General features: G+C 60.5%; 29 protein-coding genes. 10 read left to right on the top strand and 19 right to left on the bottom strand.

The genetic code is table 11. The features are described 5' to 3' along the window. Positions 1-232 precede the first annotated feature (232 nt). Positions 233-1,141 carry a LysR family transcriptional regulator gene (locus ACLD1X_RS10435; RefSeq protein ID WP_429367329.1) on the bottom strand — a complete coding sequence of 303 codons (909 nt, stop codon included), beginning with the start codon at positions 1,139-1,141 and terminating at the stop codon, positions 233-235. Between the two features lie 132 nt (positions 1,142-1,273). On the opposite strand from ACLD1X_RS10435, the gene ACLD1X_RS10430 reads away from it, so the two are divergent. Further along, positions 1,274-2,293 (top strand): DUF4917 family protein, encoded by a 1,020-nt coding sequence (locus ACLD1X_RS10430; RefSeq protein WP_429367327.1) that lies wholly within the window; start codon positions 1,274-1,276, stop codon positions 2,291-2,293. Between the two features lie 98 nt (positions 2,294-2,391). On the opposite strand, the gene ACLD1X_RS10425 is transcribed toward ACLD1X_RS10430, so the two are convergent. The 3 genes from ACLD1X_RS10425 to ACLD1X_RS10415 all read right to left on the bottom strand — a co-directional run bounded on the left by ACLD1X_RS10425 (position 2,392) and on the right by ACLD1X_RS10415 (position 3,817). Then, complete coding sequence (locus ACLD1X_RS10425; RefSeq protein WP_429367325.1) at positions 2,392-2,736, bottom strand: YegP family protein; 345 nt, start codon at positions 2,734-2,736, stop codon at positions 2,392-2,394. Positions 2,737-2,915: 179 nt separating this feature from the next. Further along, positions 2,916-3,221 carry a ribbon-helix-helix domain-containing protein gene (locus ACLD1X_RS10420; protein ID WP_429367323.1) on the bottom strand — a complete coding sequence of 102 codons (306 nt, stop codon included), beginning with the start codon at positions 3,219-3,221 and terminating at the stop codon, positions 2,916-2,918. Between the two features lie 14 nt (positions 3,222-3,235). Next, positions 3,236-3,817, bottom strand: coding sequence for a DJ-1/PfpI family protein (locus ACLD1X_RS10415; protein WP_429367321.1), 582 nt, complete (start codon positions 3,815-3,817; stop codon positions 3,236-3,238). 294 nt (positions 3,818-4,111) lie between these two features. Here ACLD1X_RS10415 and ACLD1X_RS10410 point away from each other — a divergent pair, with 294 nt between their 5' ends. After that, on the top strand, positions 4,112-5,026 hold the full coding sequence (locus ACLD1X_RS10410) for a DMT family transporter (protein ID WP_429367319.1): 915 nt from the start codon (positions 4,112-4,114) through the stop codon (positions 5,024-5,026). On the opposite strand, the gene ACLD1X_RS10405 is transcribed toward ACLD1X_RS10410, so the two are convergent. The 3 genes from ACLD1X_RS10405 to ACLD1X_RS10395 form a co-directional block, all read right to left on the bottom strand. After that, positions 5,016-6,242 carry a class I SAM-dependent methyltransferase gene (locus ACLD1X_RS10405; RefSeq protein WP_429367317.1) on the bottom strand — a complete coding sequence of 409 codons (1,227 nt, stop codon included), beginning with the start codon at positions 6,240-6,242 and terminating at the stop codon, positions 5,016-5,018. The genes ACLD1X_RS10410 and ACLD1X_RS10405 overlap by 11 nt on opposite strands. A gap of 132 nt (positions 6,243-6,374) precedes the next feature. Further along, positions 6,375-6,737 carry a hypothetical protein gene (locus tag ACLD1X_RS10400; RefSeq protein ID WP_429367315.1) on the bottom strand — a complete coding sequence of 121 codons (363 nt, stop codon included), beginning with the start codon at positions 6,735-6,737 and terminating at the stop codon, positions 6,375-6,377. Positions 6,738-6,739: 2 nt separating this feature from the next. Beyond that, on the bottom strand, positions 6,740-7,018 hold the full coding sequence (locus ACLD1X_RS10395) for an ogr/Delta-like zinc finger family protein (RefSeq protein ID WP_429367313.1): 279 nt from the start codon (positions 7,016-7,018) through the stop codon (positions 6,740-6,742). 300 nt (positions 7,019-7,318) lie between these two features. On the opposite strand from ACLD1X_RS10395, the gene ACLD1X_RS10390 reads away from it, so the two are divergent. Continuing rightward, complete coding sequence (locus tag ACLD1X_RS10390; RefSeq protein ID WP_429367311.1) at positions 7,319-7,744, top strand: helix-turn-helix domain-containing protein; 426 nt, start codon at positions 7,319-7,321, stop codon at positions 7,742-7,744. Positions 7,745-7,768: 24 nt separating this feature from the next. Here the strand turns inward: ACLD1X_RS10390 and ACLD1X_RS10385 are convergent, their stop codons facing one another. From ACLD1X_RS10385 to ACLD1X_RS10360, 6 genes are all read right to left on the bottom strand, one after another. Beyond that, entirely contained in the window at positions 7,769-8,047 is a 279-nt protein-coding gene (locus ACLD1X_RS10385; RefSeq protein ID WP_429367309.1) for a phage holin family protein, read from the bottom strand. Then, positions 8,047-8,403 carry a putative holin gene (locus ACLD1X_RS10380; protein ID WP_429367307.1) on the bottom strand — a complete coding sequence of 119 codons (357 nt, stop codon included), beginning with the start codon at positions 8,401-8,403 and terminating at the stop codon, positions 8,047-8,049. Before ACLD1X_RS10380 ends, ACLD1X_RS10385 begins: the two co-directional genes overlap by 1 nt. Beyond that, positions 8,390-8,692 (bottom strand): helix-turn-helix transcriptional regulator, encoded by a 303-nt coding sequence (locus tag ACLD1X_RS10375; protein ID WP_429367305.1) that lies wholly within the window; start codon positions 8,690-8,692, stop codon positions 8,390-8,392. Before ACLD1X_RS10375 ends, ACLD1X_RS10380 begins: the two co-directional genes overlap by 14 nt. A 132-nt stretch (positions 8,693-8,824) precedes the next feature. After that, entirely contained in the window at positions 8,825-9,442 is a 618-nt protein-coding gene (locus ACLD1X_RS10370) for a TPM domain-containing protein (protein WP_429367303.1), read from the bottom strand. Positions 9,443-9,470: 28 nt separating this feature from the next. After that, positions 9,471-10,223, bottom strand: coding sequence for a TPM domain-containing protein (locus ACLD1X_RS10365; RefSeq protein WP_429367301.1), 753 nt, complete (start codon positions 10,221-10,223; stop codon positions 9,471-9,473). A gap of 37 nt (positions 10,224-10,260) precedes the next feature. Continuing rightward, positions 10,261-10,866, bottom strand: a complete 606-nt coding sequence (locus ACLD1X_RS10360; RefSeq protein WP_429367299.1) for a LemA family protein — start codon at positions 10,864-10,866, stop codon at positions 10,261-10,263. Between the two features lie 262 nt (positions 10,867-11,128). Here ACLD1X_RS10360 and bglX point away from each other — a divergent pair, with 262 nt between their 5' ends. Beyond that, positions 11,129-13,420, top strand: coding sequence for a beta-glucosidase BglX (gene bglX, locus ACLD1X_RS10355; protein WP_429367297.1), 2,292 nt, complete (start codon positions 11,129-11,131; stop codon positions 13,418-13,420). Positions 13,421-13,563: 143 nt separating this feature from the next. On the opposite strand, the gene ACLD1X_RS10350 is transcribed toward bglX, so the two are convergent. From ACLD1X_RS10350 to ACLD1X_RS10330, 5 genes are all read right to left on the bottom strand, one after another. After that, entirely contained in the window at positions 13,564-14,721 is a 1,158-nt protein-coding gene (locus tag ACLD1X_RS10350; RefSeq protein WP_429367295.1) for a phospholipase D-like domain-containing protein, read from the bottom strand. 1 nt (position 14,722) lies between these two features. Then, positions 14,723-15,313: a YceI family protein gene (locus ACLD1X_RS10345; RefSeq protein WP_429367293.1), complete on the bottom strand. Its 591-nt coding sequence runs from the start codon at positions 15,311-15,313 to the stop codon at positions 14,723-14,725. 129 nt (positions 15,314-15,442) lie between these two features. Further along, the gene (locus tag ACLD1X_RS10340) at positions 15,443-15,766 is read right to left on the bottom strand and encodes an amidase (protein ID WP_429367291.1); all 324 of its coding nucleotides are present in this window, start codon (positions 15,764-15,766) and stop codon (positions 15,443-15,445) included. Beyond that, on the bottom strand, positions 15,763-16,857 hold the full coding sequence (locus ACLD1X_RS10335; protein WP_429367289.1) for a serine hydrolase domain-containing protein: 1,095 nt from the start codon (positions 16,855-16,857) through the stop codon (positions 15,763-15,765). The genes ACLD1X_RS10340 and ACLD1X_RS10335 overlap by 4 nt, the downstream gene beginning before the upstream one ends. A 155-nt stretch (positions 16,858-17,012) precedes the next feature. Continuing rightward, positions 17,013-17,900, bottom strand: a complete 888-nt coding sequence (locus ACLD1X_RS10330) for an acyl-CoA dehydrogenase family protein (RefSeq protein ID WP_429367287.1) — start codon at positions 17,898-17,900, stop codon at positions 17,013-17,015. A 155-nt stretch (positions 17,901-18,055) separates the two neighbouring features. Between ACLD1X_RS10330 and olsB the strand changes: the two genes are divergently transcribed. Continuing rightward, on the top strand, positions 18,056-18,811 hold the full coding sequence (olsB, locus tag ACLD1X_RS10325; RefSeq protein WP_429367285.1) for an L-ornithine N(alpha)-acyltransferase: 756 nt from the start codon (positions 18,056-18,058) through the stop codon (positions 18,809-18,811). Further along, positions 18,811-19,602 carry a lysophospholipid acyltransferase family protein gene (locus ACLD1X_RS10320; protein WP_429367283.1) on the top strand — a complete coding sequence of 264 codons (792 nt, stop codon included), beginning with the start codon at positions 18,811-18,813 and terminating at the stop codon, positions 19,600-19,602. The genes olsB and ACLD1X_RS10320 overlap by 1 nt, the downstream gene beginning before the upstream one ends. Before the next feature lie 108 nt (positions 19,603-19,710). Here ACLD1X_RS10320 and ACLD1X_RS10315 read toward each other — a convergent pair whose 3' ends face one another. Then, a complete protein-coding gene (locus ACLD1X_RS10315; RefSeq protein WP_429367281.1) occupies positions 19,711-20,289 on the bottom strand; it encodes an ACP phosphodiesterase in 579 nt (192 codons plus the stop codon). Between the two features lie 170 nt (positions 20,290-20,459). On the opposite strand from ACLD1X_RS10315, the gene ACLD1X_RS10310 reads away from it, so the two are divergent. From ACLD1X_RS10310 to ACLD1X_RS10295, 4 genes are all read left to right on the top strand, one after another. Further along, entirely contained in the window at positions 20,460-20,762 is a 303-nt protein-coding gene (locus tag ACLD1X_RS10310) for an ArsR/SmtB family transcription factor (protein ID WP_007983055.1), read from the top strand. A gap of 95 nt (positions 20,763-20,857) precedes the next feature. Beyond that, positions 20,858-22,024, top strand: coding sequence for an MFS transporter (locus tag ACLD1X_RS10305; protein WP_429367279.1), 1,167 nt, complete (start codon positions 20,858-20,860; stop codon positions 22,022-22,024). Between the two features lie 30 nt (positions 22,025-22,054). After that, complete coding sequence (locus ACLD1X_RS10300; protein WP_429367277.1) at positions 22,055-23,104, top strand: alkene reductase; 1,050 nt, start codon at positions 22,055-22,057, stop codon at positions 23,102-23,104. A 246-nt stretch (positions 23,105-23,350) separates the two neighbouring features. Then, entirely contained in the window at positions 23,351-24,004 is a 654-nt protein-coding gene (locus ACLD1X_RS10295; protein ID WP_429367275.1) for a hypothetical protein, read from the top strand. Positions 24,005-24,057 lie beyond the last annotated feature (53 nt).

The following is a 24,057-nucleotide window of genomic DNA, read 5'->3' as shown; positions in this document are numbered from 1 at the left end:
GGGTACCTCTTGTTCTTGGAATATGAGCCAAGGCTAGAGGACAGGGGACTCGGGAATCCAACCTTCAGTTGGCAACGGGCGTTCGCGAAATGCGAACGCTCTGGAAGATTGTCGCGACCTCAGGGCCGCCTTCGCGAGCAAGCCCGCTCCCACACTGGATCTGTGTCGCTTATTAATCCCCTGTGGGAGCGGGCTTGCTCGCGAAGAGGCCAGCCAATTCAGCCGAGAACTATCAGGCTGTACCCCGCAAATGCTCAAACAACATCCGGCTCACCGGCGACAGCAGCGCCTCATCGCGCACCACCAGAATCAACGCCCGGTCCGACCATTCGTCCGTCAATGGCACCGCGTGCAAACCCAGCGCCCGGCCAAACAATTCATAGGCCCGCAGCGGAAGGATGCCGATCCCCATGTTGGCCTGGATCATGCGGCACATGGCGTCGAACCCTGGCACATGAATGCGTACCCGCAGCACCTTGCCAGCCTCACGGGCGGCGGCGTGGGTGCGCATGTTGATCGAACTGGCGGCATGCAAGCCGACGTAATCGCTGTCCAGCGTATCGGCGAAAGCCACGCTCGAGCGGTTTGCCAAGGGATGGTGCGGCGGCATCAGCACCACCAGTTTGTCCTGGCGATACAGCACGCTGTGCAAGCCCTTGATGTCGCTGTCGATGGAACAGATGCCGAGGTCGGCCACCCCGTCGAGCACGCCCTGGATCACCCCGGCGCTGGGGCGTTCTTCGAGGTCGGTCTTGACCTGTGGGTGACGCTCGGAAAAATCCCGCAGGTCCTCGGGCAAAAACTGAATGATCGCCGACAGGTTGGCGAGCATCCGCACATAGCCGCGCACGCCGTGGCTGTGCTCGCCCAGTTCAAGGCCCATTTTCTCGACGTTGAACAACATCTGCCGGGCATGGTGCAGCAGCGTTTCACCGGCCGGCGTCAGGGACATGCCCTTGGCCTGGCGCACGAACAGGCTGATGCCCAGCGCCTCCTCCAGTTCCATCAGCCGCTTGCTCGCCGCCGAGACAGCAATCGCCTCGCGCGACGCCGCACGGGTCAGCGTGCCCTCTTCATGGACGGCGACGAACAGTTGCAGAGTGATCAGGTCGAGACGGCGGATCAGGCTTTTTTGCAGCATCGGGTACTCGGCGAAGTCGGCTCGGGCGAAGTCGCAGCATAACGTTCTTCACCCCGGTCGTGCCGTGGTCCAGGCACCCGCTCGTGATAAAGTCGCCAGCCATAGACCTTTTGCCGTGAGACGAAGACCGCAATGACCGATTTCCAGGATGTCGATGCCCAACTTGAAGACTGGAACGCCTTGCGCAGCAGCACCTCGTTCAGTGGCTTGCTGGTGGGCAACGGTGCCAGTCGTGCGGTGTGGGACGATTTCGGCTACGAGTCGCTGTTCGAAAACGCGCGCACCGTTGAAGAAAAACCCCTGAGCCCGTCCGAACTCAGCGTGTTCGATGCAATGCAGACGCGCAGTTTCGAGCAGGTACTGAGTGCGTTGAAGACCACCAGCCGGGTCAACAAGGCCCTGGCCGTCAGCTCCGCGGCCCCGCGCAATCGCTACTACGCGATCAAGGAAGCGCTGATCAACACCGTGCATGCGGTGCATATCCCGTGGCGGCTGGTGGTGCCTTCGACGCTGGTTACCCTCAATCAGGAACTGGCCAGCTACCGCACGGTGTTCACCACCAATTACGACCTGCTCAACTACTGGGCGGTGCAACACCAGCCCGAGGCGATCACCGATCTGTTCCAGGGTGCCGAACCCGCTTTCGACCTGAGCGACACGACCACCGAAAAAACCCGTTTGCTATACCTGCACGGCGGTCTGCACCTGGTGCGCAACCAGGACGGTACGGCGCGCAAGCTGATGTCGACCGAGGGCACGTTGCTGGGCAATTTCGCCATCAACAACACGATCAAGACCCTCGACGACGTGCCGCTGTTCGTCAATGAAGGCCCGAGTGCGGACAAGCTCAAGACCATTCGCAGTTCGGACTATCTGTCGTTCTGCTACGAGCAACTGCTCGGTCACGGCCAGGCGCTGTGCATCTTCGGCCATGCGCTGGGGGAGCAGGACAGCCACATCATCCACGCCTTGCGCCTGGCGAAACCGCAGGTGCTGGCGATCTCGATTTACCCGCGCAGCAAGGCGTTCATCCAGCACCAGAAGCGGCATTACGCGAAAGTGTTCGAGGGGACGGGGGTTGAGTTGCGGTTTTTTGATTCCAAGAGCCATGCGCTGGGTGGCCCGAAGCTGGCGGTTCCGGTCGAGGTTTAGTACTGGCCGATCTGACGCCTTCGCGAGCAAGCCCGCTCCCACAGGTGACCGCGTTTTTCCTGAAGGAACTCGGTCACCTGTGGGAGCGTGTGTAGATCTCAAAGCACTGGCAAGGTCTTGTCCTTGATCACCTTGGTCGAGCCGTTGGCCTTCACGCTGGCGATGCCTTTCTCCATGGCGGCATCGGAGGAATAGGCCTCGCTGCTGCCAATGATCTCGTGGTTGCCCGCCTTGAGGTTGAAATACGGATGGCCATCCTTGGTGGTTTTCTTTTCGTAACGCTCATCCAGCGGGCTGTTGGCCTGGACCGAGGCGATGCCTTTGTCGGCGGCGGCGTGGGTGGTGTACAGCTCGCTGGTCAGGATGGTCTCGGCGTTGGCTGCCTTGAGGACAAACCTGAACTGGCCACTGCTGCTTTTGCTCACTTCATACCATCCGGACATGCTTGTTCTCCTTGGCGATTGAGAGGTTGCGCGCTTCAGAGTAAAGACCAAGCCGGGATTTCTGTCGCCTGTACGGCCCCCTTCGCGGGCAAGTCGAATCGTCGCACCGCCGCTCCCACAGGTTCAGCGCGATCCGTGTGGGAGCGGGCTTGCTCGCGAAGGGGTCGACGCAATGCCGGTTATTTCACCACCGCGCGCACCACCGACAACTCCGGCGCCTGAGCCCGGCGCTGACTCAGATACCGCGTACAACTCACCCGCAGGAACGAGGCGAAATTGACCACCTCGCCGCGATAGTCCATCACCTCTTCATACAGCTTGGCGATCAACTGATTGGTGGTCATGCCGTCGACCTCGGCGATTTCGCTGAGGATGTCCCAGAACTGATTTTCCAGGCGCAGGGTGGTGACCACCCCGCAGATGCGCAGCGAGCGGGAGCGCGATTCGTAAAGAATCGGGTCGGCTTTGACGTACAGCTCGCACATGGACAGGTCCCTCGTTACAACGTGATCTTGGTACCCAGCAACCCCAGGAACCCGGCCAGCCAGCTCGGGTGCGCGGGCCAGGCCGGAGCCGTGGCCAGGTTGCCCTGAACATGGCCGTCCGTCACCGGGATATCGATATAGGTGCCGCCAGCCAGTCGCACTTCCGGAGCGCAGGCCGGGTAAGCGCTGCATTCGCGACCTTCGAGCACACCCGCTGCCGCCAGCAACTGCGCGCCATGGCACACGGCGGCGATCGGTTTGCCGGCCTTGTCGAAAGCGCGCACCAGTTCCAGGACCTTTTCGTTCAGGCGCAGGTACTCCGGCGCACGGCCGCCCGGAATCAGCACGGCGTCATAATCGGCGGCGTTGACCTTGGTGAAATCGAAGTTGAGGGCAAACAGGTGGCCGGGTTTTTCGCTGTAGGTCTGGTCGCCTTCAAAGTCATGGATCGCCGTGCGTACGGTCTGGCCGGCGGTTTTGTCCGGGCAAACGGCGTGCACCGTATGGCCGACCATCAGCAGCGCCTGGAACGGCACCATCACCTCATAGTCTTCGACGTAATCACCGACCAGCATCAGAATTTTTTTCGCAGCCATGGGGAGGACTCCTCTGGAAGTGGGCGTGCAGGAGTATTCAAGGTAGTCATTATCCGGCGGGTCGGGTAACAACCGGCTACTACCTGATGGACCGCGTTATCGTTCTTCGCGAGCAAGCCCGCTCCCACATTGGAATGCATTCCCCTGTGGGAGCGGCGGTGCGGCGATCCGACTTGCTCGCGAAGAGGCCTGCAAACTGTACGGATAACTCTGCACCTAGCTGTAACAGCGGCTTTCCCCAGGTTTATGGCTATATAACGACATCTCCCACCCTCCAAGATTCTGGTTGCCATCATGTCCTCCCGCGAAAACACCGGCATGGCCCTGGGCCTGCTCGGCGTTGTGATCTTCAGCCTCACCCTGCCCTTCACGCGGATTGTCGTGCAGGAACTCCACCCGTTGCTCAACGGCCTGGGCCGGGCACTGTTTGCGGCGGTTCCGGCGGCGTTGCTGTTGCTGTGGCGCCGGGAAAAATGGCCGACCTGGAAACAGGTCAAAGGCCTGATGCTGGTGATGGCCGGGGTGATCCTGGGTTTCCCGGTATTGTCAGCCTGGGCCATGCAAACCCTGCCGGCGTCCCACGGTGCGCTGGTCAACGGATTGCAGCCGCTGTGCGTGGCGCTGTACGCCGCGTGGTTGTCCCATGAGCGACCTTCGAAAGCCTTCTGGGGCTGCGCCGCATTGGGCAGCGCGTTGGTGCTCGGTTATGCCCTGATCAGCGGTGCCGGCAGTATTCAGGCCGGTGACTTGCTGATGCTTGGCGCCATTGCAGTGGGTGGGCTGGGGTACGCCGAGGGCGGCCGACTGGCCAGGGAGATGGGCGGCTGGCAGGTGATCTGCTGGGCACTGGTGCTGTCGACGCCGCTGCTGATCGGCCCGGTGGTGTACCTGGCACTGCAACATCAGGGCGAGATCTCCGCCAAGACCTGGTGGGCCTTCGGCTACGTCTCGCTGTTTTCGCAGTTCATCGGTTTCTTCGCCTGGTACGCCGGGCTGGCCATGGGCGGCATTGCCCGGGTCAGTCAGATCCAGTTGCTGCAGATCTTCTTCACCATCGCCTTCTCGGCGCTGTTCTTCGGCGAGCATATCGAGCCCATTACCTGGCTGTTTGCCGCCGGGGTCATTGTGACGGTGATGCTGGGGCGCAAGACCGCAGTGCGCCCGGCGCAACCGGGCACATTGCCGGCCGGGGTTCAGGTCAAACCTTAGCCGCGAGGTAACCGTCAGCGCGCAGCAGCGTTTCCAGGCAATGCTCACTGATGTGATAGAAATCCTTGAGCTCCTGGATTTTCGCCAACAGTTGAGCCGGATCGAACGGCTCGGCGCGCTTGACCGCCAGGATCATCTTGTTCTTGTTGGTGTGCTCCAGTGAGATGAACTCGAACACCTTGGTCTCGTAGCCGCAGGCTTCAAGGAACAACGCTCGCAGACTGTCGGTGACCATTTCCGCCTGCTGGCCCAAGTGCAAGCCGTATTGCAGCATCGGCTTGAGCAGCGCCGGGCTCTGGATCTGCAGGCGGATCTGTTTGTGGCAGCACGGCGAACACATGATGATCGACGCACCGGAGCGGATGCCGGTGTGGATCGCATAGTCGGTGGCGATATCGCAGGCATGCAGGGCGATCATCACGTCCAGCTCGCTCGGTGCCACGCTGCGCACGTCACCGCACTTGAACACCAGCCCCGGATGCTCAAGCCTTGCCGCCGCCGCGTTGCACAGGGTGACCATGTCTTCACGCAGCTCGACGCCGGTCACTTCGCCTTCGGCCTTCAAGGTGTTGCGCAGGTAATCGTGGATGGCGAAAGTCAGGTAACCCTTGCCCGAACCGAAGTCCGCCACACGCACCGGTTTGTCCAGCGCCAGAGGTGACGAGGTCAGCGCATGGCTGAACACTTCGATGAACTTGTTGATCTGTTTCCACTTGCGCGACATCGCCGGGATCAGCTCATGCTGCTTGTTGGTCACCCCCAGGTCGGTGAGAAACGGCCGGCTCAGGTCAAGAAAACGGTTTTTCTCACGGTTGTGCTCGGCCGATGGCGCTTCACGCAATTGCTGGGGTTTGCTCTTGAACAGCGATGACTTGCCCTTTTTGCTGTATTCGAGCTGGGCTTCGTCGGTCAACGACAACAAATGCGCATTCTTGAACGACGCCGGCAGCAGCCCGGCAATGCTCGCCACGCCTTCGGCCAGCGGCAGGTTCTTGGTGATATCGCGAGTCTTGTAGCGGTAGACAAAAGACAGGCAAGGCTGCGCCTTGACCGTCACCGGCTTGATGATGACCCGCTGCAAGTCCGTTTCATCGCCCGCGTACTTGGCCAGCACCAGTTTGATGAACGCATTGTGTTCGAGGCTGGTTCGCAGCAGATCGATGAACTGGGCGTGATGATCCGGCGCGAGGCTGGCGGGAGTGGCGGTGACGGACATGGAAAAACGGCCTCAGGCGGTGCGGATCAGGGAATGCCGGCTATTTTAGGGGGGATGAGGGTTTTGGGCACGGGGTTATTTCGTGCCAGGTCCCGACGCGTAGCCCGGGACCTGGATTGCCTCCCTGAATTTTCAGGGTTCCACTAACCGAAGCTTGCGACTGCTCGGCGAGTTGATGATGAATTTGACGATCAATCCCACCGGCACCGCCCAGGTCAGGCCATTGGCCGGGTCAGTCACCACGGCGACGGTTTCGGAGCTTGCGTCGATGTCCAGGCGTCGGCGGTCGTTACTGGATTTAAGTATTCCATAGGCATGGCTGACCAGCTTTTCCGCCAGATGCATAGGCACATCAATGCCCTCCAGGTGCTTCACTGCACGACAGAACAGTACCTGGTCATCGATCAATCCATCTCTTTCATGCCGAACCAGAAACGCCTGGGCGATGGCCAACAGTTCCTCATTCAACTCCGTGTTTTCTTCGACTGCATCCATGCTCACGACTCCTGTGCGGTGTCAGCCGACAGTACACTCTGTGCTACAGGCCGGGCGGCGCGACGCAAGTCCGGTCCGGCGCAGGGCAGACGTACAGAGGGGTTGGGCATTCCACTGGGCGACAGTTCATGGGTCATTTCAAACTCGGCCCGCACCGACCAGCCACAGGCCTCCGATGTGCATTGCAGGTAGGCCACCCGCAGGAAAATATGCCGCCCCTCGCTGGTCCGGATACGCATGCGGTTCAAGCAGTGCGGACATACCATTTTATAAGTGCTCATGCCTGATTCCTGACGGTCATCCGGTGGTAATCGACTGAATCAAACGCAATACTGCTTGAAACATTGGTCTGTGCTGTTCGGTCTGGCGAAAAACATCTGCCCGTCAAAAGGAAGTGCAACGGGTGGATGCGTATTGGGTGTGATACATGCTCGTAGGAAATCACCCTGATACCATTAGGAAGTTTCGACATCGTATTCTTCTGATTCATAGTTGATGATTGATTACTCACAAGAAAAAAAGTACTCATTACGCATACGTTAGGCACTCGAAAAGCATATGTCAAAAGGAAGAGGCTCAAATTGCGTAGCAAAAAATCACAAGATGTTCTGGCGCGACTGAAGCAGATTACCGGAACAAAAACCGACGCATCCTTATCTTCAGCACTAAAGATCAGCCCACAAACCCTCAGTAGTTGGAAAGGCCGCGACAGCACACCATACTCAGTATGCGTAGAAATCGCTCAAACTCGCGGCATTTCTCTTGACTGGTTGCTGTTGGGTGAAGGCCCGATCCAGCGACCCGCAACGACCGGGCCGCTCGAAAGCTCGCAGGAAACCACGACGCGGGAAAACACCATTCTCGCGCTGTGGCGATTGCTCGATGAAGATGACCGTTGCGCCATACAAAACGCACTGGAGGAAAAGCGTCGCCTGCGTGATCTGGAACTCAAACTTTCGGAAATGGCCTCAATACTTTCATCACTTCAACATGCAAACGAAACGTGAAACCAAAGAACAACCTCAAGTTCATTACTTCAATGCGTGCCACAGCACCATGATGTTTCCGCCACTGCGAATAATGACCGCACATGACAAAACACTAATGACGGTATGCCACGGGCTCACCGGTACAAATGCCAGCAATACATCCATGCCGGCAATGCACGACGCCCCACCGAGCAAACTGGTCAATAGTCCATCGCGCCAACAGTGACGCTCTTCGTCGCGCTGATAACATGCCAGCCTGAAAGCACTCAGCAGATGAGCAACGCCGGTTACCAGAATCAGCGCAACCATTTCATTGCCCATTACCCTCGCCCCCTGAAGTGACGAATGATTTCGCCGAGACCTGCACCATCGATCCACTGCATGATTTTGATACTGACCGGAATCACGATCAGCGCACAGAAAAACGCCGTCACGCCTGTAGTCAGAAAGGGGGTCACCTGCAGCGCGACTGGCGTAAAGAGATAGCCAACGCCTGCCGACAACAACCAGGAACCCATTCGCTGCCACGCCTTGAAGTTGCCACGAGTGGTGGTCACCAGCCACGCCCCCAGCGCCGCGCCGAACAGTGCCTCGCCATCAATCGACGGCAATGTCGCGATACCCAGCCCCAACAAAAGCCCACTGATACTGTTGTAGGTCGAATCACTCAGATCCATGAATACCTCGTACAACCGGCTGGCCAATACTGATGGCTCCCGACTCGATGGCTTTGAGCAACGCGGCACTGCGGGAGTTGACGGCGAACTTGCGGCGGATATTGGAGAAGTGGAAATTGACCGTGGATTCCGAGCAATTCTGAATCCGGGCAATCTCCCAGGATGTTTTACCTTTGAACAACCACATTAAGGTTTGCGTCTCCTTCGCGGTCAGTTGCGCCGGCGGCGGGTTTTCCCCGCCATCGGGTATTGCACCGGGAAAAGAGTCACGCGTTTGATGCGCAGGCATAAAATTCTCTCTACGTCAGAACGCCCGTCACAGGGCACTAGCTCTTGGAGAGAGATACTGAAGAGAAGACCGGCTACGGACAACACGCAGCCTTTGTACCCTGGCGTGCGACAAACCGCTCTAATTCAAAGGTTAGCCGAGCACCACCAGGCGATTGGGCAACTCATTGCGCACATGGGTCACGGGCACATGCACCTTGAGCAGCTCGCCACAGGCCTCGATGCAACTGACAAACCCTTGCAGCGTCTGCCCCTGCTTCACCTGCTGGGTGAACGTGGCGACGATGGCGTCCCAGTTCTTGTTGTCCAGGCGACTGGATATCCCTTCATCCACCAGGATCTCCACATAACGCTCGGCCTCGGACACGAAAATCAGCACGCCGGTGCTGCCTTCGGTGTGGTGCAGGTTCTGCTCCAGAAACTGCCGGCGCGCCAGGTTCGAGGCGCGCCAGTGGCGCACCGAGCGCGGGATCAGATGGGTGGTGACTTTCGGCAGGCGAAACACCAGGCACAGGATGATGAAGATGGCCCATTGCACGATCAGCAGGCTGTGCATGGTCAGCCAACCGGTGAGGTAGTGCACGACGCCCGGCACCAGCAGCGCCAGCAGGCTGGCCCACAGCAACGGGATGTACGCATAGTCGTCGGCGCGGGCCGCGAGCACGGTCACCAGTTCGGCATCGGTATCGCGCTCGACCCGGGCAATGGCCTCGGCGACTTTGCGTTGTTCGTGTTCAGTCAGTAATGCCATGTCGTGAATTGCCTGCTCGTTTTTATTATCACCAGCCGCCGGACGAACCGCCCCCGCCGAAACTGCCCCCGCCGCCGCTGAAGCCTCCTCCTCCACCGCCGCCAAATCCGCCACCGCCAAAGCCGCCCCCGGTTCCACCGGAGCCGCCCCGGCCGGCAGGAAGGATACCGAGCATCTGGCACACAAAAACAGTCAGGATGAACAACATCACCAAAAACACCAACAACCCGGGATGCTGCGAGACAAAATCGTCCCCCGGATCGCCCCTGGACTCATATGCCGTGGAGGGTTCGTCCAAGGGGTTGCCGCCCAGCACCACCAGCATTGCCGCCACGCCATCACTGATGCCTTTGCTGAAGTTGCCGGCCTTGAACGCCGGGGTGATGACCCGGTTGATGATCACCGAACTCTGGGCGTCCGTCAGTCGGTCCTCCAGGCCGTAGCCGACTTCGATGCGAAGTTTGCGCTCGTTGCGGGCAACGATCAGCAAGGCGCCGTTGTTCTTGTCCTTCTGCCCGATGCCCCAGTGGCGACCCAATTGGTAACCGAAGTCGGCGATGTCGGCGCCTTGCAAATCCGCCAACGTCACGACCACAAGCTGTTCGCCGGTGGCTTGCTCATGGGCCTGGAGTTGCCGGGTGAGTTGCTCGCGCACCGATGGCTCGATCATCTGCGCGTTGTCGACCACCCGGCCGGTCAGCGCCGGGAAGCTCAGCTCGGCCCGGGCCGTGATCGTCACTACCCACAACAACAGCAACAGGCCTGTTTTCAGGACGCGCATTGGCAACCTCTTGCGTGGTGACGCCGATCAGCGCTTTTCAGAATTTGACCTCGGGGGCCTTTTCCGCCCCTGGTGTGGCTTCGAAGGTCTCGCGAACCGGCAGATTGCTATACATCACGCTGTGCCACAGGCGTCCGGGGAACGTACGGATCTCGGTGTTGTATTTCTGCACCGCGAGGATGAAATCACGCCGGGCCACGCTGATCCGGTTCTCGGTGCCTTCAAGCTGCGATTGCAACGCGAGGAAGTTCTGGTTGGCCTTCAGGTCCGGATAACGCTCGGAAACCACCATCAACCGGCTCAAGGCGCCACTGAGCTGATCCTGGGCCTGCTGGTACTGCTTGAGTTTTTCCGGGTTGTCGAGGGTCGAGGCGTCCACCTGGATCGACGTGGCCTTGGCCCGGGCCTCAATGACCGCCGTCAGTGTCTGTTCTTCATGCCTGGCGTAGCCCTTGACGGTTTCCACCAGGTTGGGAATCAGGTCGGCGCGCCGCTGGTACTGGTTCTGCACCTGGCCCCAGGCAGCCTTGGCCTGCTCGTCGAGGGTCGGGATGTTGTTGATGCCGCAGGCGGTCAGCAACGTAGCCAGTATCAGCAATGTGGCGACCTGCAAACGCGAACGGTAGGTTGGACTTGCATTCATCAGGATGATGCTCCCTTGTACACTTCATGAAAAAGCCGACCGTGAATCCTTCTGAGCCGGCTCTTGGGGCATAATCGCCCGCGCCTCTGGATTGCAACGGGCCGATGGGCTAAAAAGAGGCCCTGCGCAAAAACGCATCCGCCCGCTGGCTGTCGTTTTTGGCTCTGGTTTTTTGAGCCGGCACCCGAACAACAATAGACGTTCCCTAATTTTTGGCTGGTCGGCGTGTGCATCGCCGTTTGGGCCCTTGAGAAAACTATTCATGAAGAAGCTGTGTTTGCTGGGCCTGTTCGTCAGCCTGGCCAGTCATAACGTATTGGCCGCCACGACACCCGCACCCCTGGAGAACAAGGAAGCCTTCGTCAGCAACCTGATGAAGCAAATGACCCTCGATGAAAAAATCGGCCAGTTGCGCCTGATCAGCATCGGCCCGGAAATGCCGCGCGAGATGATCCGCAAGGAAATCGCGGCGGGCAACATCGGCGGTACGTTCAACTCGATCACCCGCCCGGAAAACCGGCCGATGCAGGACGCGGCCATGCGCAGCCGCCTGAAGATCCCGATGTTTTTCGCCTACGACGTGATCCACGGCCACCGCACCATTTTCCCGATCCCGCTGGCCCTGGCCTCGAGCTGGGACATGGATGCCATCGGCCTGTCCGGGCGCATCGCCGCCAAGGAAGCCGCGGCCGACAGCCTCGACATCACCTTCGCGCCGATGGTCGACATCTCCCGCGACCCGCGCTGGGGCCGCACTTCCGAAGGTTTCGGCGAAGACACCTACCTGGTGTCGCGTATTGCCGGCGTGATGGTCAAGGCCTTCCAGGGGACTGGCGCGAACGCGGCCGACAGCATCATGGCCAGCGTCAAGCACTTCGCCCTGTACGGCGCGGTCGAGGGTGGTCGCGACTACAACGTGGTCGACATGAGCCCGGTCAAGATGTACCAGGACTACCTGCCGCCGTACCGCGCCGCCATCGATGCCGGCGCTGGCGGGGTGATGGTCGCGCTGAACTCGATCAACGGCGTGCCGGCCACGGCCAACACCTGGCTGATGAATGACCTGCTGCGCAAGGAGTGGGGCTTCAAGGGCCTGGCAGTCAGCGACCACGGGGCGATCTTCGAGCTGATCAAGCACGGCGTCGCCGCCGACGGTCGCGAAGCGGCGAAGCTGGCGATCAAGGCCGGCATCCACATGAGCATGAACGACACCCTGTACGGCAAAGAACTGCCAGGGCTGCTGAAGTCCGGCGAGATCCAGCAGAGCGACATCGACAACGCCGTGCGCGCGGTACTGGAAGCCAAGTACGACATGGGCCTGTTCAAGGACCCGTACCTGCGTATCGGCAAGGCCGAGGATGATCCGGTCGATACCTACGCCGACAGCCGCCTGCACCGTGCCGAGGCCCGTGACGTAGCGCGCCGCAGCATGGTGTTGCTCAAGAACAGCAACGAAACCCTGCCGCTGAAGAAGACTGCGAAAATCGCCCTGGTCGGCCCGCTGGCCAAGGCCCCCATCGACATGATGGGCAGCTGGGCCGCTGCCGGGAAGCCGGCGCAATCGGTGACCCTGTTCGACGGTATGACCAACGCGCTGGGTGATAAATCGACGCTGATCTACGCCCGTGGCGCCAACATCACCAGCGACCCGAAAATCCTCGGTTACCTGAACTTCCTCAACTTCGACGCCCCGGAAGTGGTGGATGACCCGCGCCCGGCGAATGTGCTGATCGATGAGGCGGTGAAAGCGGCCAAGGAGGCTGACGTCGTCATTGCCGCCGTCGGCGAATCCCGTGGCATGTCCCACGAATCGTCGAGCCGCACCGACCTGAACATCCCGGAAAACCAGCGCGAGCTGATCCGGGCCCTGAAAGCCACTGGCAAGCCGCTGGTGCTGGTGCTGATGAACGGCCGTCCGCTGACGATCCTCGAAGAGAAGGAACAGGCCGACGCAATCCTGGAAACCTGGTTCACCGGCACCGAAGGCGGCAACGCCATCGCCGATGTGCTGTTCGGCGACTACAACCCGTCGGGCAAGCTGCCGATCACCATCCCGCGTTCGGTAGGCCAGATTCCGACCTACTACAACCACCTGACCATTGGCCGGCCGTTCACCCCGGGCAAACCGGGCAACTACACCTCGCAGTATTTCGATGACACCACGGGCCCCCTGTACCCGTTCGGTTACGGCCTGAGCTACACCGACTTCAGCCTGAGCGACATGGCGCTGTCGTCGACCACGCTGAACAAGACCGGCAAGCTCGACGCCAGTGTCACGGTGAAAAACACCGGCAAGCGTGATGGCGAAACCGTGGTGCAGCTGTACATCCAGGACGTGGCCGGTTCGATGATTCGTCCGATCAAGGAACTGAAGAACTTCCAGAAATTGATGCTCAAGGCCGGCGAACAGAAAGTCGTGCACTTCACCATCACCGAGGACGACCTGAAGTTCTACAACACCCAGCTCAAGTACGCGGCAGAGCCGGGCAAATTCAACGTACAGATCGGCCTGGATTCAGCGGACGTGACACAGCAGAGTTTTGAGTTGCTGTAATCCCTGAAGCAACGCAAAACAAATGTGGGAGCGGGCTTGCTCGCGAAGACGGAGTGTCAGACAACGATGATGTCGACTGACAGACCGCTTTCGCGAGCAAGCCCGCTCCCACATTGGATCTCAGTGTTTTCGGAAATCGGGTACTAGCCCCGCCGATCCAGCAGATTCACCACCACTCGATCCACCCATCCCCACACCCGCTGCTTGACCCGCCGCCATAGTGGCCGCCGCTTCCATTCTTCCAGGCTGACTTGCTGGCTCAGGGCGAAGTCGTTCTCGAAACTCGCGGCTACCGCCCGGGTCAATCCGGGGTCCAGTGCTTCCAGGTTGGCTTCCAGGTTGAAGCGCAGGTTCCAGTGATCGAAGTTGCACGAGCCGATGCTCACCCAGTCATCGATCAGGACCATTTTCAGGTGCAGGAAACACGGCTGGTATTCGTAGATCGTCACCCCGGCCCTGAGCAGTCGCGGGTAATAGCGATGGCCGGCATAACGCACGGAGGGGTGATCGGTACGCGGGCCGGTCAGCAGCAAGCGCACATCGACGCCCCGGGCAGCCGCCCGGCGCAGGGAACGGCGGACTTTCCAGGTCGGCAAAAAGTACGGCGTGGCCAGCCAGATCCGTCGATGGCCGCTGTTCAGCGCGCGCACCAGCGATTGCAGAATGTCCCGGTGTTGGCGGGCGTCGGCATATGCCACCCGGCCCATGCCCTCGCCCTGGGACGGCACACGGGGTAACCGCGGCAAGCCGAAATGCGAGGCCGGTCGCCAGGCACGTCGATGGCGGTTGGCAATCCACTGCCGGTCGAACAGCAGCTGCCAGTCGAGCACCAGCGGCCCCGTGATTTCCACCATCACTTCGTGCCATTCGCTGACGTCTTCGCCCGGCGTCCAGAACTCATCGGTGACACCCGTGCCGCCGACCACGGCCAGGCTCTGGTCCACCAGCAGCAGCTTGCGGTGATCGCGGTAAAAATTGCCGACCCAGCGTCGCCAGCTCAGACGATTGTAGAAACGCAGCTCCACACCGGCGGACATCAGGCGCTGACGCAAGGCCAGGGTAAAGGCGAGGCTGCCGTAATCATCGAACAGGCAGCGCACCCGCACACCGCGCTCGGCGGCCTGCACCAAGGCCTGGACCATGGCTTCGGCGCAGGCGCCCGCCTCCACCAGGTACAGCTCCAGTTCGACCTGTTCTTCAGCCCGGGCAATCGCCACCAGCATGCGCGGAAAAAACTGTGGGCCGTCGACCAGCAGTTCGAAATGGTTGCCTTCACGCCAGGGAAAAACCGGACCGGCCATGTCAGCGCGCCGAGAAAATCAGTACCGCGCCCACCGGTACCGACAGACTGATCGCCGACAGACCGGCCATTTTGCGCAACGCCTCCAACCCTGGAGCCAAATCGAAATCCTCGGCATTGATCACCAGCGGTTCGAGGGTCACCACCTGAAAGCGCCGGTCATCCAGACGGGTCGCCAGCAGTTGGGCCTGGTACTGGTGTTGTTTGCCGTGCAGGTCGACCGTCAGCGGCAGGCGCAACTCCAGCTGCGCACCGGGAGCGAGGTCGTTGATCGGGCGCGGATCGATTTTCGTGGTGATCAAGGCGTCGGGAAAGCGGTCGATCTGGAACAGCTCCTTGCGCATGCGCTCATCGCGCAGCGGTATGCCGCTGTTGATCGACTCCAGCTCGACCTCTACCTGTGCCAGCCCCTCGGGATCGACCTTGCCGTGCAGCACCAGAAAGCGTTGCACTTCGGAGACATTGGCATTCTTGGTGCTGACAAACGACAGGCGCGAAGACTCGCCATCGAGGTACCAATCGGCACGGGCCGACAAAGCGGCGCCAGCCAGCAGCAGGAAAGCGAGGGATTGCAGGGTGGAGCGCATCAACATAAAGACTCGTGGGGCAGATAAACCTGTGCTGAACCTTAACCGGCCTTCAGCGCATTGCAAGCCATCTACTGCCTCAATCGCGCTTTTGTGGCGAGAGCGCTATCGCCCAACATGAAGATTACTTCCCCCTCAAGGCTGCAAACGGCAGCCCTGTCGTTCGCCGACCCACAGGGCGCTGTTGCTGCGGCCCATGCCGCTGACCGTGACACGCTTGCCGGTCGGGTCATCGCTAAAGCTGCTGGCGGGCAACCACTGTTTTACATAACGGTGGCAGTACTCCGCGTCGTTGTTCATCACGTAGCGGCATGAACAGTATTCCTTGGCGGTGTAGGCACTGATGATGTCGGGGAACGCCCACAACGCCACCCGTTCGTGCCAGATCCAGCCGAACAAGGCGATCAGCAGGATCAGCAACAGGGATGCGATCGGTCGACGGCGAATGAAAGCGGTCATGGCTGCACCTTCCCGGCAAAGGCATTGAGCGCGAGCTTGAGCAATTCGTTGTGTCGGTAACTGCCGTCGCGATCATCGCCGTAGCGAACGATCACCAGGTGTTCACCGGGGATCACATACATCGCCTGCCCCCAATGACCGAGCGCGGCGAAGGTGTCGGCGGGGGCATCGGGCCAGGGTTTTTCCGCCCCCTCAACAGCTCGATTGAGCCACCATTGCCCGCCCGGAACGGCATCATCCTGATGGGCGTGATAGTGGGCGAACGGCTCGCGGTTGAACGCCACCCAGTCCTTGGGCAGCAGTTGTCTGTCTCCCCAGCGACCCTCGCGGTCCATCAACAGACCGACCCGGGCCAGATCCCGTGCAGTAAGGTAGGCATAGGACGAAGCCACGAAGGTGCCCGTGGCATCGGTTTCCCAGGTGGCGTGGCGAATGCCCAGCGGTTCGAACAATGCAGCCCATGGATAGTCGGGATAGCGGCTGGGACCGACGATGGTTTTCAACGCGGCGGACAGCAGATTGCTGTCTCCGCTGGAGTAGCGAAATGCCCGGCCCGGCGCCGCGTACGCAGCATGGGCTGCGGTGAACGCGGCCATGTCACGGTGACCGCGGGTGTAGAGCATGGCCACCACCGAAGACTTCAGCGGTGCGTATTCATAGTCCTCCTGCCAATCCAGGCCCGAGGCCCAGTGCAGCAGGTCGGCCATGGTCATGTCGGGGTGTTTTTGCAGGGGCGGATAGAACTTCGCCACCGGGTCGCCGAGTTTGAACAAGCCTTCGCCATAGGCCATGCCGAGGACCGTGGCCATCAGGCTCTTGCTGATCGACCAGGTCAGGTGCGGCGTCTCGGCCGTTGTCGGACCGGCGTAGCGCTCGTAGAGCAACTGGCCGTCGCGGATCACCAGCAAGGCATCGGTGCGAACGCCTTGGCGAGTGCTGTCATCGCGAGCTGGGAAGACGTAGGCCTCCAGGGCTTGAAGCGCCGGGCCAGTGGGCGTCGGGGCGGTCGGCCATTGCTCGGAGGGCCAGTATTCGGCCCGGGCCGTGACGCTGAGCAACAGCAGGAAAATGAGGGACAAGCCTTTTGGCATGGCGAGGGCTCGGAGATTGAACTGGCTGAGCCTAGTCGAGGTTGATGACAGTTCCTGGATTTGTGTTGCTGTTGAGGCCGTCTTCGCGAGCAGGCTCGCTCCCACAAGGGAATGCATTTCAAATGTGGGAGCGAGCCTGCTCGCGAAGAGGTCGGTCAATCCAGCGAAGATCCGGAAAGTGCCTTGGCCAACCGTTTGCCCCGCGCGCCCGCCGCCAACTCCATCACCGCCCGGTCGCGCTGCCACATCGCCGCCCACTGCGCAGGCCCTGCAGCCAGTGCCTCGTCCACTTCAACCTTGAGCCCTTCGAACTGTGCAAACAGCCCGCCAAGCACCACGTGCCCGGCCAGGCTGGTCGGTGGCTGGCGGCTGCTTTCCGCGCACCCGGCCAACAATCCCAGCAGACGCAATTGCAAGGATTGCGGCCAGGCACAGTCCTGACCGATGCCATACAACCAGGCCGTCATGGCGCTCAGTACATAGATGTCTTCCAGCGTGCGGAACGGTTTGACGTAGGCATCCCAGCCATCCCCCGCGAGCAACTCGCACTGCGCGTTATCCAGATACAACCGGCCATGGCTGATGTCCGGCATCAACGGGATCGGTGCCAGTTTTTCCACGCGCACACCCGGTTCATCGCGATAGATCACCGCCAGGCTCAAGCGCGGATCGGCGCCGGGCGCCTCGCTGCGCGCCGCCACCAGCAACCAGTCGGCGGCATCCCCGGCGGTGACGAAATCCTTGCGGCCGCTCAGGCGCAAACCGCTCAGCCGGGTTTGCATGTCGGCCGGGCGCAGGCTGCGCTGTTCGGTGGCGCACAACGCGCCGAGGCTCAGTGGCGCGCTCGGCCAGAGCATGCGCAAGGCCGCTTGGTAGCCCACCAGGAATGCCAGGCCCGGCGTCGCCATCAACCGCCCGCCGAGCACGGCCAGCTCAAACGGCGTGACCCCTCCCAACTGCTGCAACAAGGTCGCGAAACCTTCGGCCAGGTCCGGGTTGGCGGGCAAGCGATCACGGCGGTTCAACAGGGTTTGCCAGGGCATAGGAGGCTCCTCGAGGGCTGTCATATAAGCATCACCAAAGCTTAATGGCGATGACACCGGGGCTACATAGCCTGACTTTGCACAACACGGCTAGACAAAGAAAGTCGATTCGCTGTAGCCCAAAGACGGGTGAGCAGCCCGCACGGAGATTCGCCATGACTCAGATCGCCCGCATCAGCGACACCGGCAACGAACGCCGCCTGCAAGCCGAACGCCTGATGGGCGCCGAGGCCTTGCAGGAAGCCCAGGCCTTGCGCTTCAACGTGTTCAGCGGCGAATTCAACGCCAGGCTCAAGGGCGCTGAACTGGGTCTGGACATGGATGACTACGACGTTCACTGCGCCCACATCGGCGTGCGCGACTTGAACACCGGGCGTCTGGTGGCGACCACCCGCTTGCTCGACCACACGGCTGCCAGCAGCCTGGGCAAATTCTACAGCGAAGAAGAATTCAGCCTCCACGGCCTGGTGCACCTGCAAGGCCCGATCCTGGAAATCGGTCGCACCTGCGTCGACCCGGCCTACCGCAACGGCGGCACCATCGCCGTACTCTGGGGCGAACTGGCCGAAGTCCTGAACCAGGGCGGCTACAGCTACCTGATGGGTTGCGCGAGCATTCCGATGCAGGATGGCGGCGTGCAGGCCCATGCGATCATGCAGCGTCTGCGCGAACGCTACCTGTGCACCGAACACCTGCGCGCCGAACCGAAGAACCCGCTGCCAAGCCTGGACATCCCGTCGAACGTGATTGCCGAAATGCCACCGCTGCTCAAGGCCTACATGCGCCTGGGCGCGAAGATCTGCGGCGAGCCATGCTGGGACGAAGACTTCCAGGTCGCCGATGTGTTCATCCTGCTCAAGCGCGACGAACTCTGCCCGCGCTACGCCAAACACTTCAAGGCGGCTGTGTAATGAGCCGGTTGCGCGTGTACGCGCGAATCGCGCGAGTGCTGATGGTGGTGACGCTGGGCCTGGGCATGGCCAGCGTGTTCGGGCTGTTCGAGCGCCTGGGCATGGCCCATTCGATGGCGCGTCGCCAGCGCTGGTCGCGGTTTTTCATGGCGCGCCTGAGCAACGCCCTGCCCTTTGACGTCACCGTCCACGGCGAGCTGCCGAAGGCGCCGATGCTCTGGGTCAGCAACCACGTGTCCTGGACCGACATCCCGCTGCTGGGCATGCTCACGCCGCTGTCGTTCCTGTCCAAGGCCGAAGTGCGCACCTGGCCAGTGGCCGGCTGGTTGGCGGCCAAGGCCGGCAGCCTGTTCATCCGCCGTGGCGCGGGTGATTCCCAGTTGATCCGCAAGCAGATGACTCGCCACCTGGAGCAAGCCTATCCGCTGCTGATGTTCCCGGAAGGCACCACCACTGATGGCCGTTCGCTGCGTACTTTCCACGGTCGCCTGCTGTCCGCCGCCATCGATTCCGAAGTGGCGATGCAACCGGTGGCGATTCGTTATGTGCGTGACGGCAAGCCTTGCGCGCTGGCGCCGTTCATTGGTGACGATGACCTGCTCTCGCACCTGATGCGCCTGTTCGCCAATGACCGAGGCGGCGTAGAGATTCACTTGCTCAAGCCAATCGACTGCCAGGGCCGGGAACGCGCGGCGCTGGCGTTCGAAGCGCAGCAGGCGGTGCAGAAGGCGTTGTTCGGGGCGATCCCGGAAAAACAGCAAGCCCCGATGCGCCCAGCTATCGCAGCCTGAACGAATCTCCCCTGTGGGAGCGGGCTTGCTCGCGAAAGCGGTGTGACATTCAGCGATGATGTTGAATGTGACGGCCTCTTCGCGAGCAAGCCCGCTCCCACAGGGGGTTTATGTTGTTGGATAGTTCCGGGCGAAATCCTGCAGCTGCGGATAGAACAACCGAAAATCCTCGCTCAACGGTTCATACAACTGCCGCAACTCCTGCATCGCCGCCGCCAGCTCCTCCGGCCGGGTCAGGCGTCGCGAGATCCCGCGCAATACCTGCTCCAGCACTTCGAACTCCCGATAAGACCCCAACCAGTCATTGGCCACCATGTGCGGCGCAATCTGCGCCAGCCGCTCCGGCAATTGCCGTTCGCTGGACAGCACCCGGTAAACGTCCGAGGTGAACAACGCCAGTGGCCGGTCGGCATACAGCGCCCAGTCCCGGGCCAGGCAATGGTCGAAAAACACGTCGAGCACGATCCCCGCGTAGCGACGGCGGGTCAGGGAAAAACGCGACAACGCCACATCCACCAACGGATGGCGATCGGTGAACACGTCGATGCTGCGGTGCAACTGGATAGCCCCTTCGATTTCCGCAGCGAACTGCCCTTGCAGCCGTCCCTTGACGAAATCGCCATACAGGCTGCCAAGCAATTGGCCAGGACGCTGGCCACCGAGGTGAAGATGTGCGAGATAGTTCATGGGCGCAGCTTAGCACTGCCCCCTTGTCTTGTTACACTCACCATATCGTTATAACTCGATATACCGAAATGCGAGCTGGTCAGAGCCAAATCATATTTGTATATCGCGAAATACCGATTTAAAGTTCGCTTCATCGCGATATAGCGTTTTAAACATCACGAGCCCACATCATGACCATCAATCTCGACGAAATAATAAAAGCCCTGGCACACCCAGTCCGGCGAGAAATCCTGCACTGGCTCAAGGACCCGACCGTCGAATTTCCCGACCAGTCCCACAGCAACGAGCACGGCGTTTGCGCCGGGCAGATCGATCAGCGTTGCGGCCTGTCGCAGTCCACGGTGTCCGCACACCTGGCGACCCTGCAACGCGCCGGCCTGATCAGCAGCCGCAAAGTCGGCCAGTGGCATTTCTTCAAACGTAACGAGGAAACCATTCAGGAATTCCTCAAAACCTTCAGTAAAGAGCTCTGACCCTGTGGGGGTGTTCTCAATTGATTTTCACGCAACGCTGGGAAAACCAATTGAGAACGCCCCCCACGTCAGCCAGCTAAAAAAGGAATTACCCCATGCCCCTCTCGCTACTCATCCTGGCCTTGAGCGCCTTCGCCATCGGCACCACCGAGTTCGTCATCATGGGCCTGTTGCCCAACGTGGCGGCTGACCTCGGTGTGTCGATTCCCGGTGCCGGCTGGCTGGTGACCGGTTACGCCCTGGGCGTGGCCATCGGCGCGCCGTTCATGGCGCTGGCCACCGCCAGACTGCCACGCAAGGCTGCGCTGGTGGCGTTGATGGGCATTTTCATTGTCGGCAACCTGCTCTGTGCAGTGGCCAGTGACTACAACGTGCTGATGTTTGCCCGTGTGGTGACCGCCCTTTGCCATGGCGCCTTCTTCGGTATCGGTTCTGTCGTGGCTGCCGGCCTGGTACCTGCGAACAAACGCGCTTCGGCCGTGGCCCTGATGTTCACCGGCCTGACCCTGGCCAACGTCCTCGGCGTACCGCTGGGCACCGCACTCGGTCAGGAAGCCGGCTGGCGTTCGACCTTCTGGGCTGTGACCGTGATCGGTGTGATCGCGCTGATCGGCCTGATCCGCTTCCTGCCGGCCAAGCGTGATGAAGAAAAACTCGACATGCGCGCCGAACTGGCCGCACTCAAGGGCGCTGGCATCTGGCTGTCCCTGAGCATGACGGCACTGTTCGCCGCCTCGGTGTTCACCCTGTTCACCTACGTCGCGCCGCTGCTGGGCGAAGTCACCGGCGTCTCGCCCCGTGGCGTGACCTGGACCCTGATGCTCATCGGCCTGGGCCTGACGGTCGGCAACATCATCGGCGGCAAGATGGCCGACAAAGGCCTGGCCGCCACGCTGATCGGCGTGTTCATCACCATGGCCGTGGTGTCCACCGTGCTGACCTGGACCAGCGTCGCGCTGATCCCGACCGAAATCACCCTGTTCCTCTGGGCCACCGCGTGCTTTGCCGCCGTACCGGCCTTGCAAGTGAACGTGGTGACCTTCGGCAAAGACGCCCCGAACCTGGTGTCGACCCTGAACATCGGCGCTTTCAACATCGGCAACGCACTCGGTGCCTGGGTCGGCGGCAGTGTGATCGCCCACGGCTTCGGCCTGACCAGCGTACCTCTCGCCGCAGCGGCCCTGGCGGTACTCGCCCTGCTGGTCACCCTGATTACTTTCCGTCAGAGCGGCAATCCCGATCTGGCCCCTGCTACCAACTGACAGACCATTACCTCACGAGGGTTGCATTAAATGACGACTATTTTCGATCCGATCAAACTGGGCGACCTCGAGTTGGCCAACCGCATCATCATGGCGCCACTGACCCGCTGCCGCGCCGACGAAGGTCGCGTGCCCAACGCGTTGATGGCCGAGTACTACGTGCAACGTGCCTCCGCCGGCCTGATCCTCAGCGAAGCCACGTCGGTCACCCCGATGGGCGTCGGCTACCCGGACACCCCGGGCATCTGGTCCAACGACCAGGTGCGTGGCTGGTCCAACGTGACCAAGGCTATCCATGGCGCGGGCGGCAAGATCTTCCTGCAGTTGTGGCATGTGGGGCGCATTTCCCACGGTTTGTACTTGAACGGTGAAGCCCCGGTCGCCCCGAGCGCGATCCAGCCAAAGGGCCACGTCAGCCTGGTTCGTCCGTTGGCCGACTTTCCAGTCCCGCGCGCCCTGGAAACCGCTGAAATCGCCGACATCGTCGACGCTTACCGCGTCGGTGCCGAGAACGCCAAGGCCGCCGGCTTCGACGGCGTGGAAATCCATGCCGCCAACGGATACCTGCTCGACCAGTTCCTGCAAAGCAGCACCAACCAGCGCACCGACAACTACGGCGGCTCCCTGGAAAACCGTGCGCGCCTGCTGCTGGAAGTGACTGACGCCGCCATCGAGATCTGGGGCGCCGGCCGTGTGGGGGTGCACCTGTCACCACGCGCCGACTTGCATGACATGGGCGACGACAACCTGGCCGAAACCTTCACCTACGTCGCAAGCGAACTGGGCAAGCGTGGCATTGCCTTCATCTGCTCGCGCGAGAAAGAAGGTGCCGACAGCCTCGGCGCACAACTCAAGGAAGCCTTCGGCGGCCCATACATTGCCAACGAGCGTTTCACCAAGGACAGCGCCAACGCATTGCTCGCCAGCGGCAAGGCCGATGCAGTCGCCTTCGGCGTACCCTTCATCGCCAACCCGGACCTGCCGGCACGCTTGCAGGCTGACGCGCCGCTGAACGAAGCGCGTCCGGAACTGTTCTACGCCAAGGGGCCGGTCGGCTACATCGACTACCCGACGCTGTAATCATCTACCGTGGAAATGCAAAAGCCCCGACTTGAAAGAGCCGGGGCTTTTTAATTGGCTAACTCTATATTAAAGAAACACTCACCACGCGCCACTCGAAGAAACCTGTCTCGAATCAAACTAAAAACAGCTACTAACAAATCACCCCCACAAAATCTCAACCAACAAAATATAGTCAATACTCCACAGCGATAATATCGCGACTATCAATGCACCGTTAAATATAACCCATCGAAAGGAATCGATATGACCAACGACTCAGACAACGAAAACAGCAGCGCCTACGACCTCCTGTTTGCGCTTTTTAGCACGACCCCTCTCGGAGCTCTTTACCAGCTTTCACCACACCTGTTGAGCAAAGAAAACCAGGCAATCCTCGAAGACATGGTCGGCAAGGCCAAGGTTGAATTTATTGCGTATCTCGATCGAATAGCGGAAGAGCGCATCCTCAATGAGCAGATCGAAAATTGGCGAAGTCAAGAAGCCGACCCCAAATACACGCGCGCGATAGTAAAAATCATTAATAACACGCCTCATGCATTTAAAATTGTGCAGACCAGTTTGCCATTGACTCCCTCCGACTTTGAGACATTTGAAGTTGTCGAGGAGGGAACAGTAGCGTTTAGATCCGAGTTCGCCTACCGATATGCATTCCCTTGGGGTAAAAACAAAGTCATGTTCAATCATTTTATAGACTTCGCCGATCAAGATATCTGCGCCCGTCTTGATCTTGGTATGTTTATGAATACCTCATTTGGTGTTTTCTCACCGACAGTTAAGTCGACGATAAAAAACACTATCAAATCAATCGGAAAATCCAGGATCAACTGTTCGACAAAAATCACCAGCAGGAGCGACGAGGCCCCCTTCAACTTCGAGGTGTGTGTCACGTTAGGCTGATGCCCTCTCAAAACTGACTCGGGTCCTAAGCTTTTCAGGCCCAAACTGGCTTT

The sequence above is a fragment of the Pseudomonas sp. 18173 genome (assembly GCF_050432945.1).
GTDB lineage: Bacteria > Pseudomonadota > Gammaproteobacteria > Pseudomonadales > Pseudomonadaceae > Aquipseudomonas.
This window is presented reverse-complemented; position numbering and strand designations above follow the sequence as displayed.

Bases quoted from the DNA above. Each gene is read 5' to 3' on its own strand.
- ACLD1X_RS10435 (WP_429367329.1), bottom strand. From the start codon at position 1,141: ATGCTGCAAAAAAGCCTGATCCGCCGTCTCGACCTGATCACTCTGCAA.
- ACLD1X_RS10430 (WP_429367327.1), top strand. From the start codon at position 1,274: ATGACCGATTTCCAGGATGTCGATGCCCAACTTGAAGACTGGAACGCC.
- ACLD1X_RS10425 (WP_429367325.1), bottom strand. From the start codon at position 2,736: ATGTCCGGATGGTATGAAGTGAGCAAAAGCAGCAGTGGCCAGTTCAGG.
- ACLD1X_RS10420 (WP_429367323.1), bottom strand. From the start codon at position 3,221: ATGTGCGAGCTGTACGTCAAAGCCGACCCGATTCTTTACGAATCGCGC.
- ACLD1X_RS10415 (WP_429367321.1), bottom strand. From the start codon at position 3,817: ATGGCTGCGAAAAAAATTCTGATGCTGGTCGGTGATTACGTCGAAGAC.
- ACLD1X_RS10410 (WP_429367319.1), top strand. From the start codon at position 4,112: ATGTCCTCCCGCGAAAACACCGGCATGGCCCTGGGCCTGCTCGGCGTT.
- ACLD1X_RS10405 (WP_429367317.1), bottom strand. From the start codon at position 6,242: ATGTCCGTCACCGCCACTCCCGCCAGCCTCGCGCCGGATCATCACGCC.
- ACLD1X_RS10400 (WP_429367315.1), bottom strand. From the start codon at position 6,737: ATGGATGCAGTCGAAGAAAACACGGAGTTGAATGAGGAACTGTTGGCC.
- ACLD1X_RS10395 (WP_429367313.1), bottom strand. From the start codon at position 7,018: ATGAGCACTTATAAAATGGTATGTCCGCACTGCTTGAACCGCATGCGT.
- ACLD1X_RS10385 (WP_429367309.1), bottom strand. From the start codon at position 8,047: ATGGGCAATGAAATGGTTGCGCTGATTCTGGTAACCGGCGTTGCTCAT.
- ACLD1X_RS10380 (WP_429367307.1), bottom strand. From the start codon at position 8,403: ATGGATCTGAGTGATTCGACCTACAACAGTATCAGTGGGCTTTTGTTG.
- ACLD1X_RS10375 (WP_429367305.1), bottom strand. From the start codon at position 8,692: ATGCCTGCGCATCAAACGCGTGACTCTTTTCCCGGTGCAATACCCGAT.
- ACLD1X_RS10370 (WP_429367303.1), bottom strand. From the start codon at position 9,442: ATGGCATTACTGACTGAACACGAACAACGCAAAGTCGCCGAGGCCATT.
- ACLD1X_RS10365 (WP_429367301.1), bottom strand. From the start codon at position 10,223: ATGCGCGTCCTGAAAACAGGCCTGTTGCTGTTGTTGTGGGTAGTGACG.
- ACLD1X_RS10360 (WP_429367299.1), bottom strand. From the start codon at position 10,866: ATGAATGCAAGTCCAACCTACCGTTCGCGTTTGCAGGTCGCCACATTG.
- bglX (WP_429367297.1), top strand. From the start codon at position 11,129: ATGAAGAAGCTGTGTTTGCTGGGCCTGTTCGTCAGCCTGGCCAGTCAT.
- ACLD1X_RS10350 (WP_429367295.1), bottom strand. From the start codon at position 14,721: ATGGCCGGTCCGGTTTTTCCCTGGCGTGAAGGCAACCATTTCGAACTG.
- ACLD1X_RS10345 (WP_429367293.1), bottom strand. From the start codon at position 15,313: ATGTTGATGCGCTCCACCCTGCAATCCCTCGCTTTCCTGCTGCTGGCT.
- ACLD1X_RS10340 (WP_429367291.1), bottom strand. From the start codon at position 15,766: ATGACCGCTTTCATTCGCCGTCGACCGATCGCATCCCTGTTGCTGATC.
- ACLD1X_RS10335 (WP_429367289.1), bottom strand. From the start codon at position 16,857: ATGCCAAAAGGCTTGTCCCTCATTTTCCTGCTGTTGCTCAGCGTCACG.
- ACLD1X_RS10330 (WP_429367287.1), bottom strand. From the start codon at position 17,900: ATGCCCTGGCAAACCCTGTTGAACCGCCGTGATCGCTTGCCCGCCAAC.
- olsB (WP_429367285.1), top strand. From the start codon at position 18,056: ATGACTCAGATCGCCCGCATCAGCGACACCGGCAACGAACGCCGCCTG.
- ACLD1X_RS10320 (WP_429367283.1), top strand. From the start codon at position 18,811: ATGAGCCGGTTGCGCGTGTACGCGCGAATCGCGCGAGTGCTGATGGTG.
- ACLD1X_RS10315 (WP_429367281.1), bottom strand. From the start codon at position 20,289: ATGAACTATCTCGCACATCTTCACCTCGGTGGCCAGCGTCCTGGCCAA.
- ACLD1X_RS10310 (WP_007983055.1), top strand. From the start codon at position 20,460: ATGACCATCAATCTCGACGAAATAATAAAAGCCCTGGCACACCCAGTC.
- ACLD1X_RS10305 (WP_429367279.1), top strand. From the start codon at position 20,858: ATGCCCCTCTCGCTACTCATCCTGGCCTTGAGCGCCTTCGCCATCGGC.
- ACLD1X_RS10300 (WP_429367277.1), top strand. From the start codon at position 22,055: ATGACGACTATTTTCGATCCGATCAAACTGGGCGACCTCGAGTTGGCC.
- ACLD1X_RS10295 (WP_429367275.1), top strand. From the start codon at position 23,351: ATGACCAACGACTCAGACAACGAAAACAGCAGCGCCTACGACCTCCTG.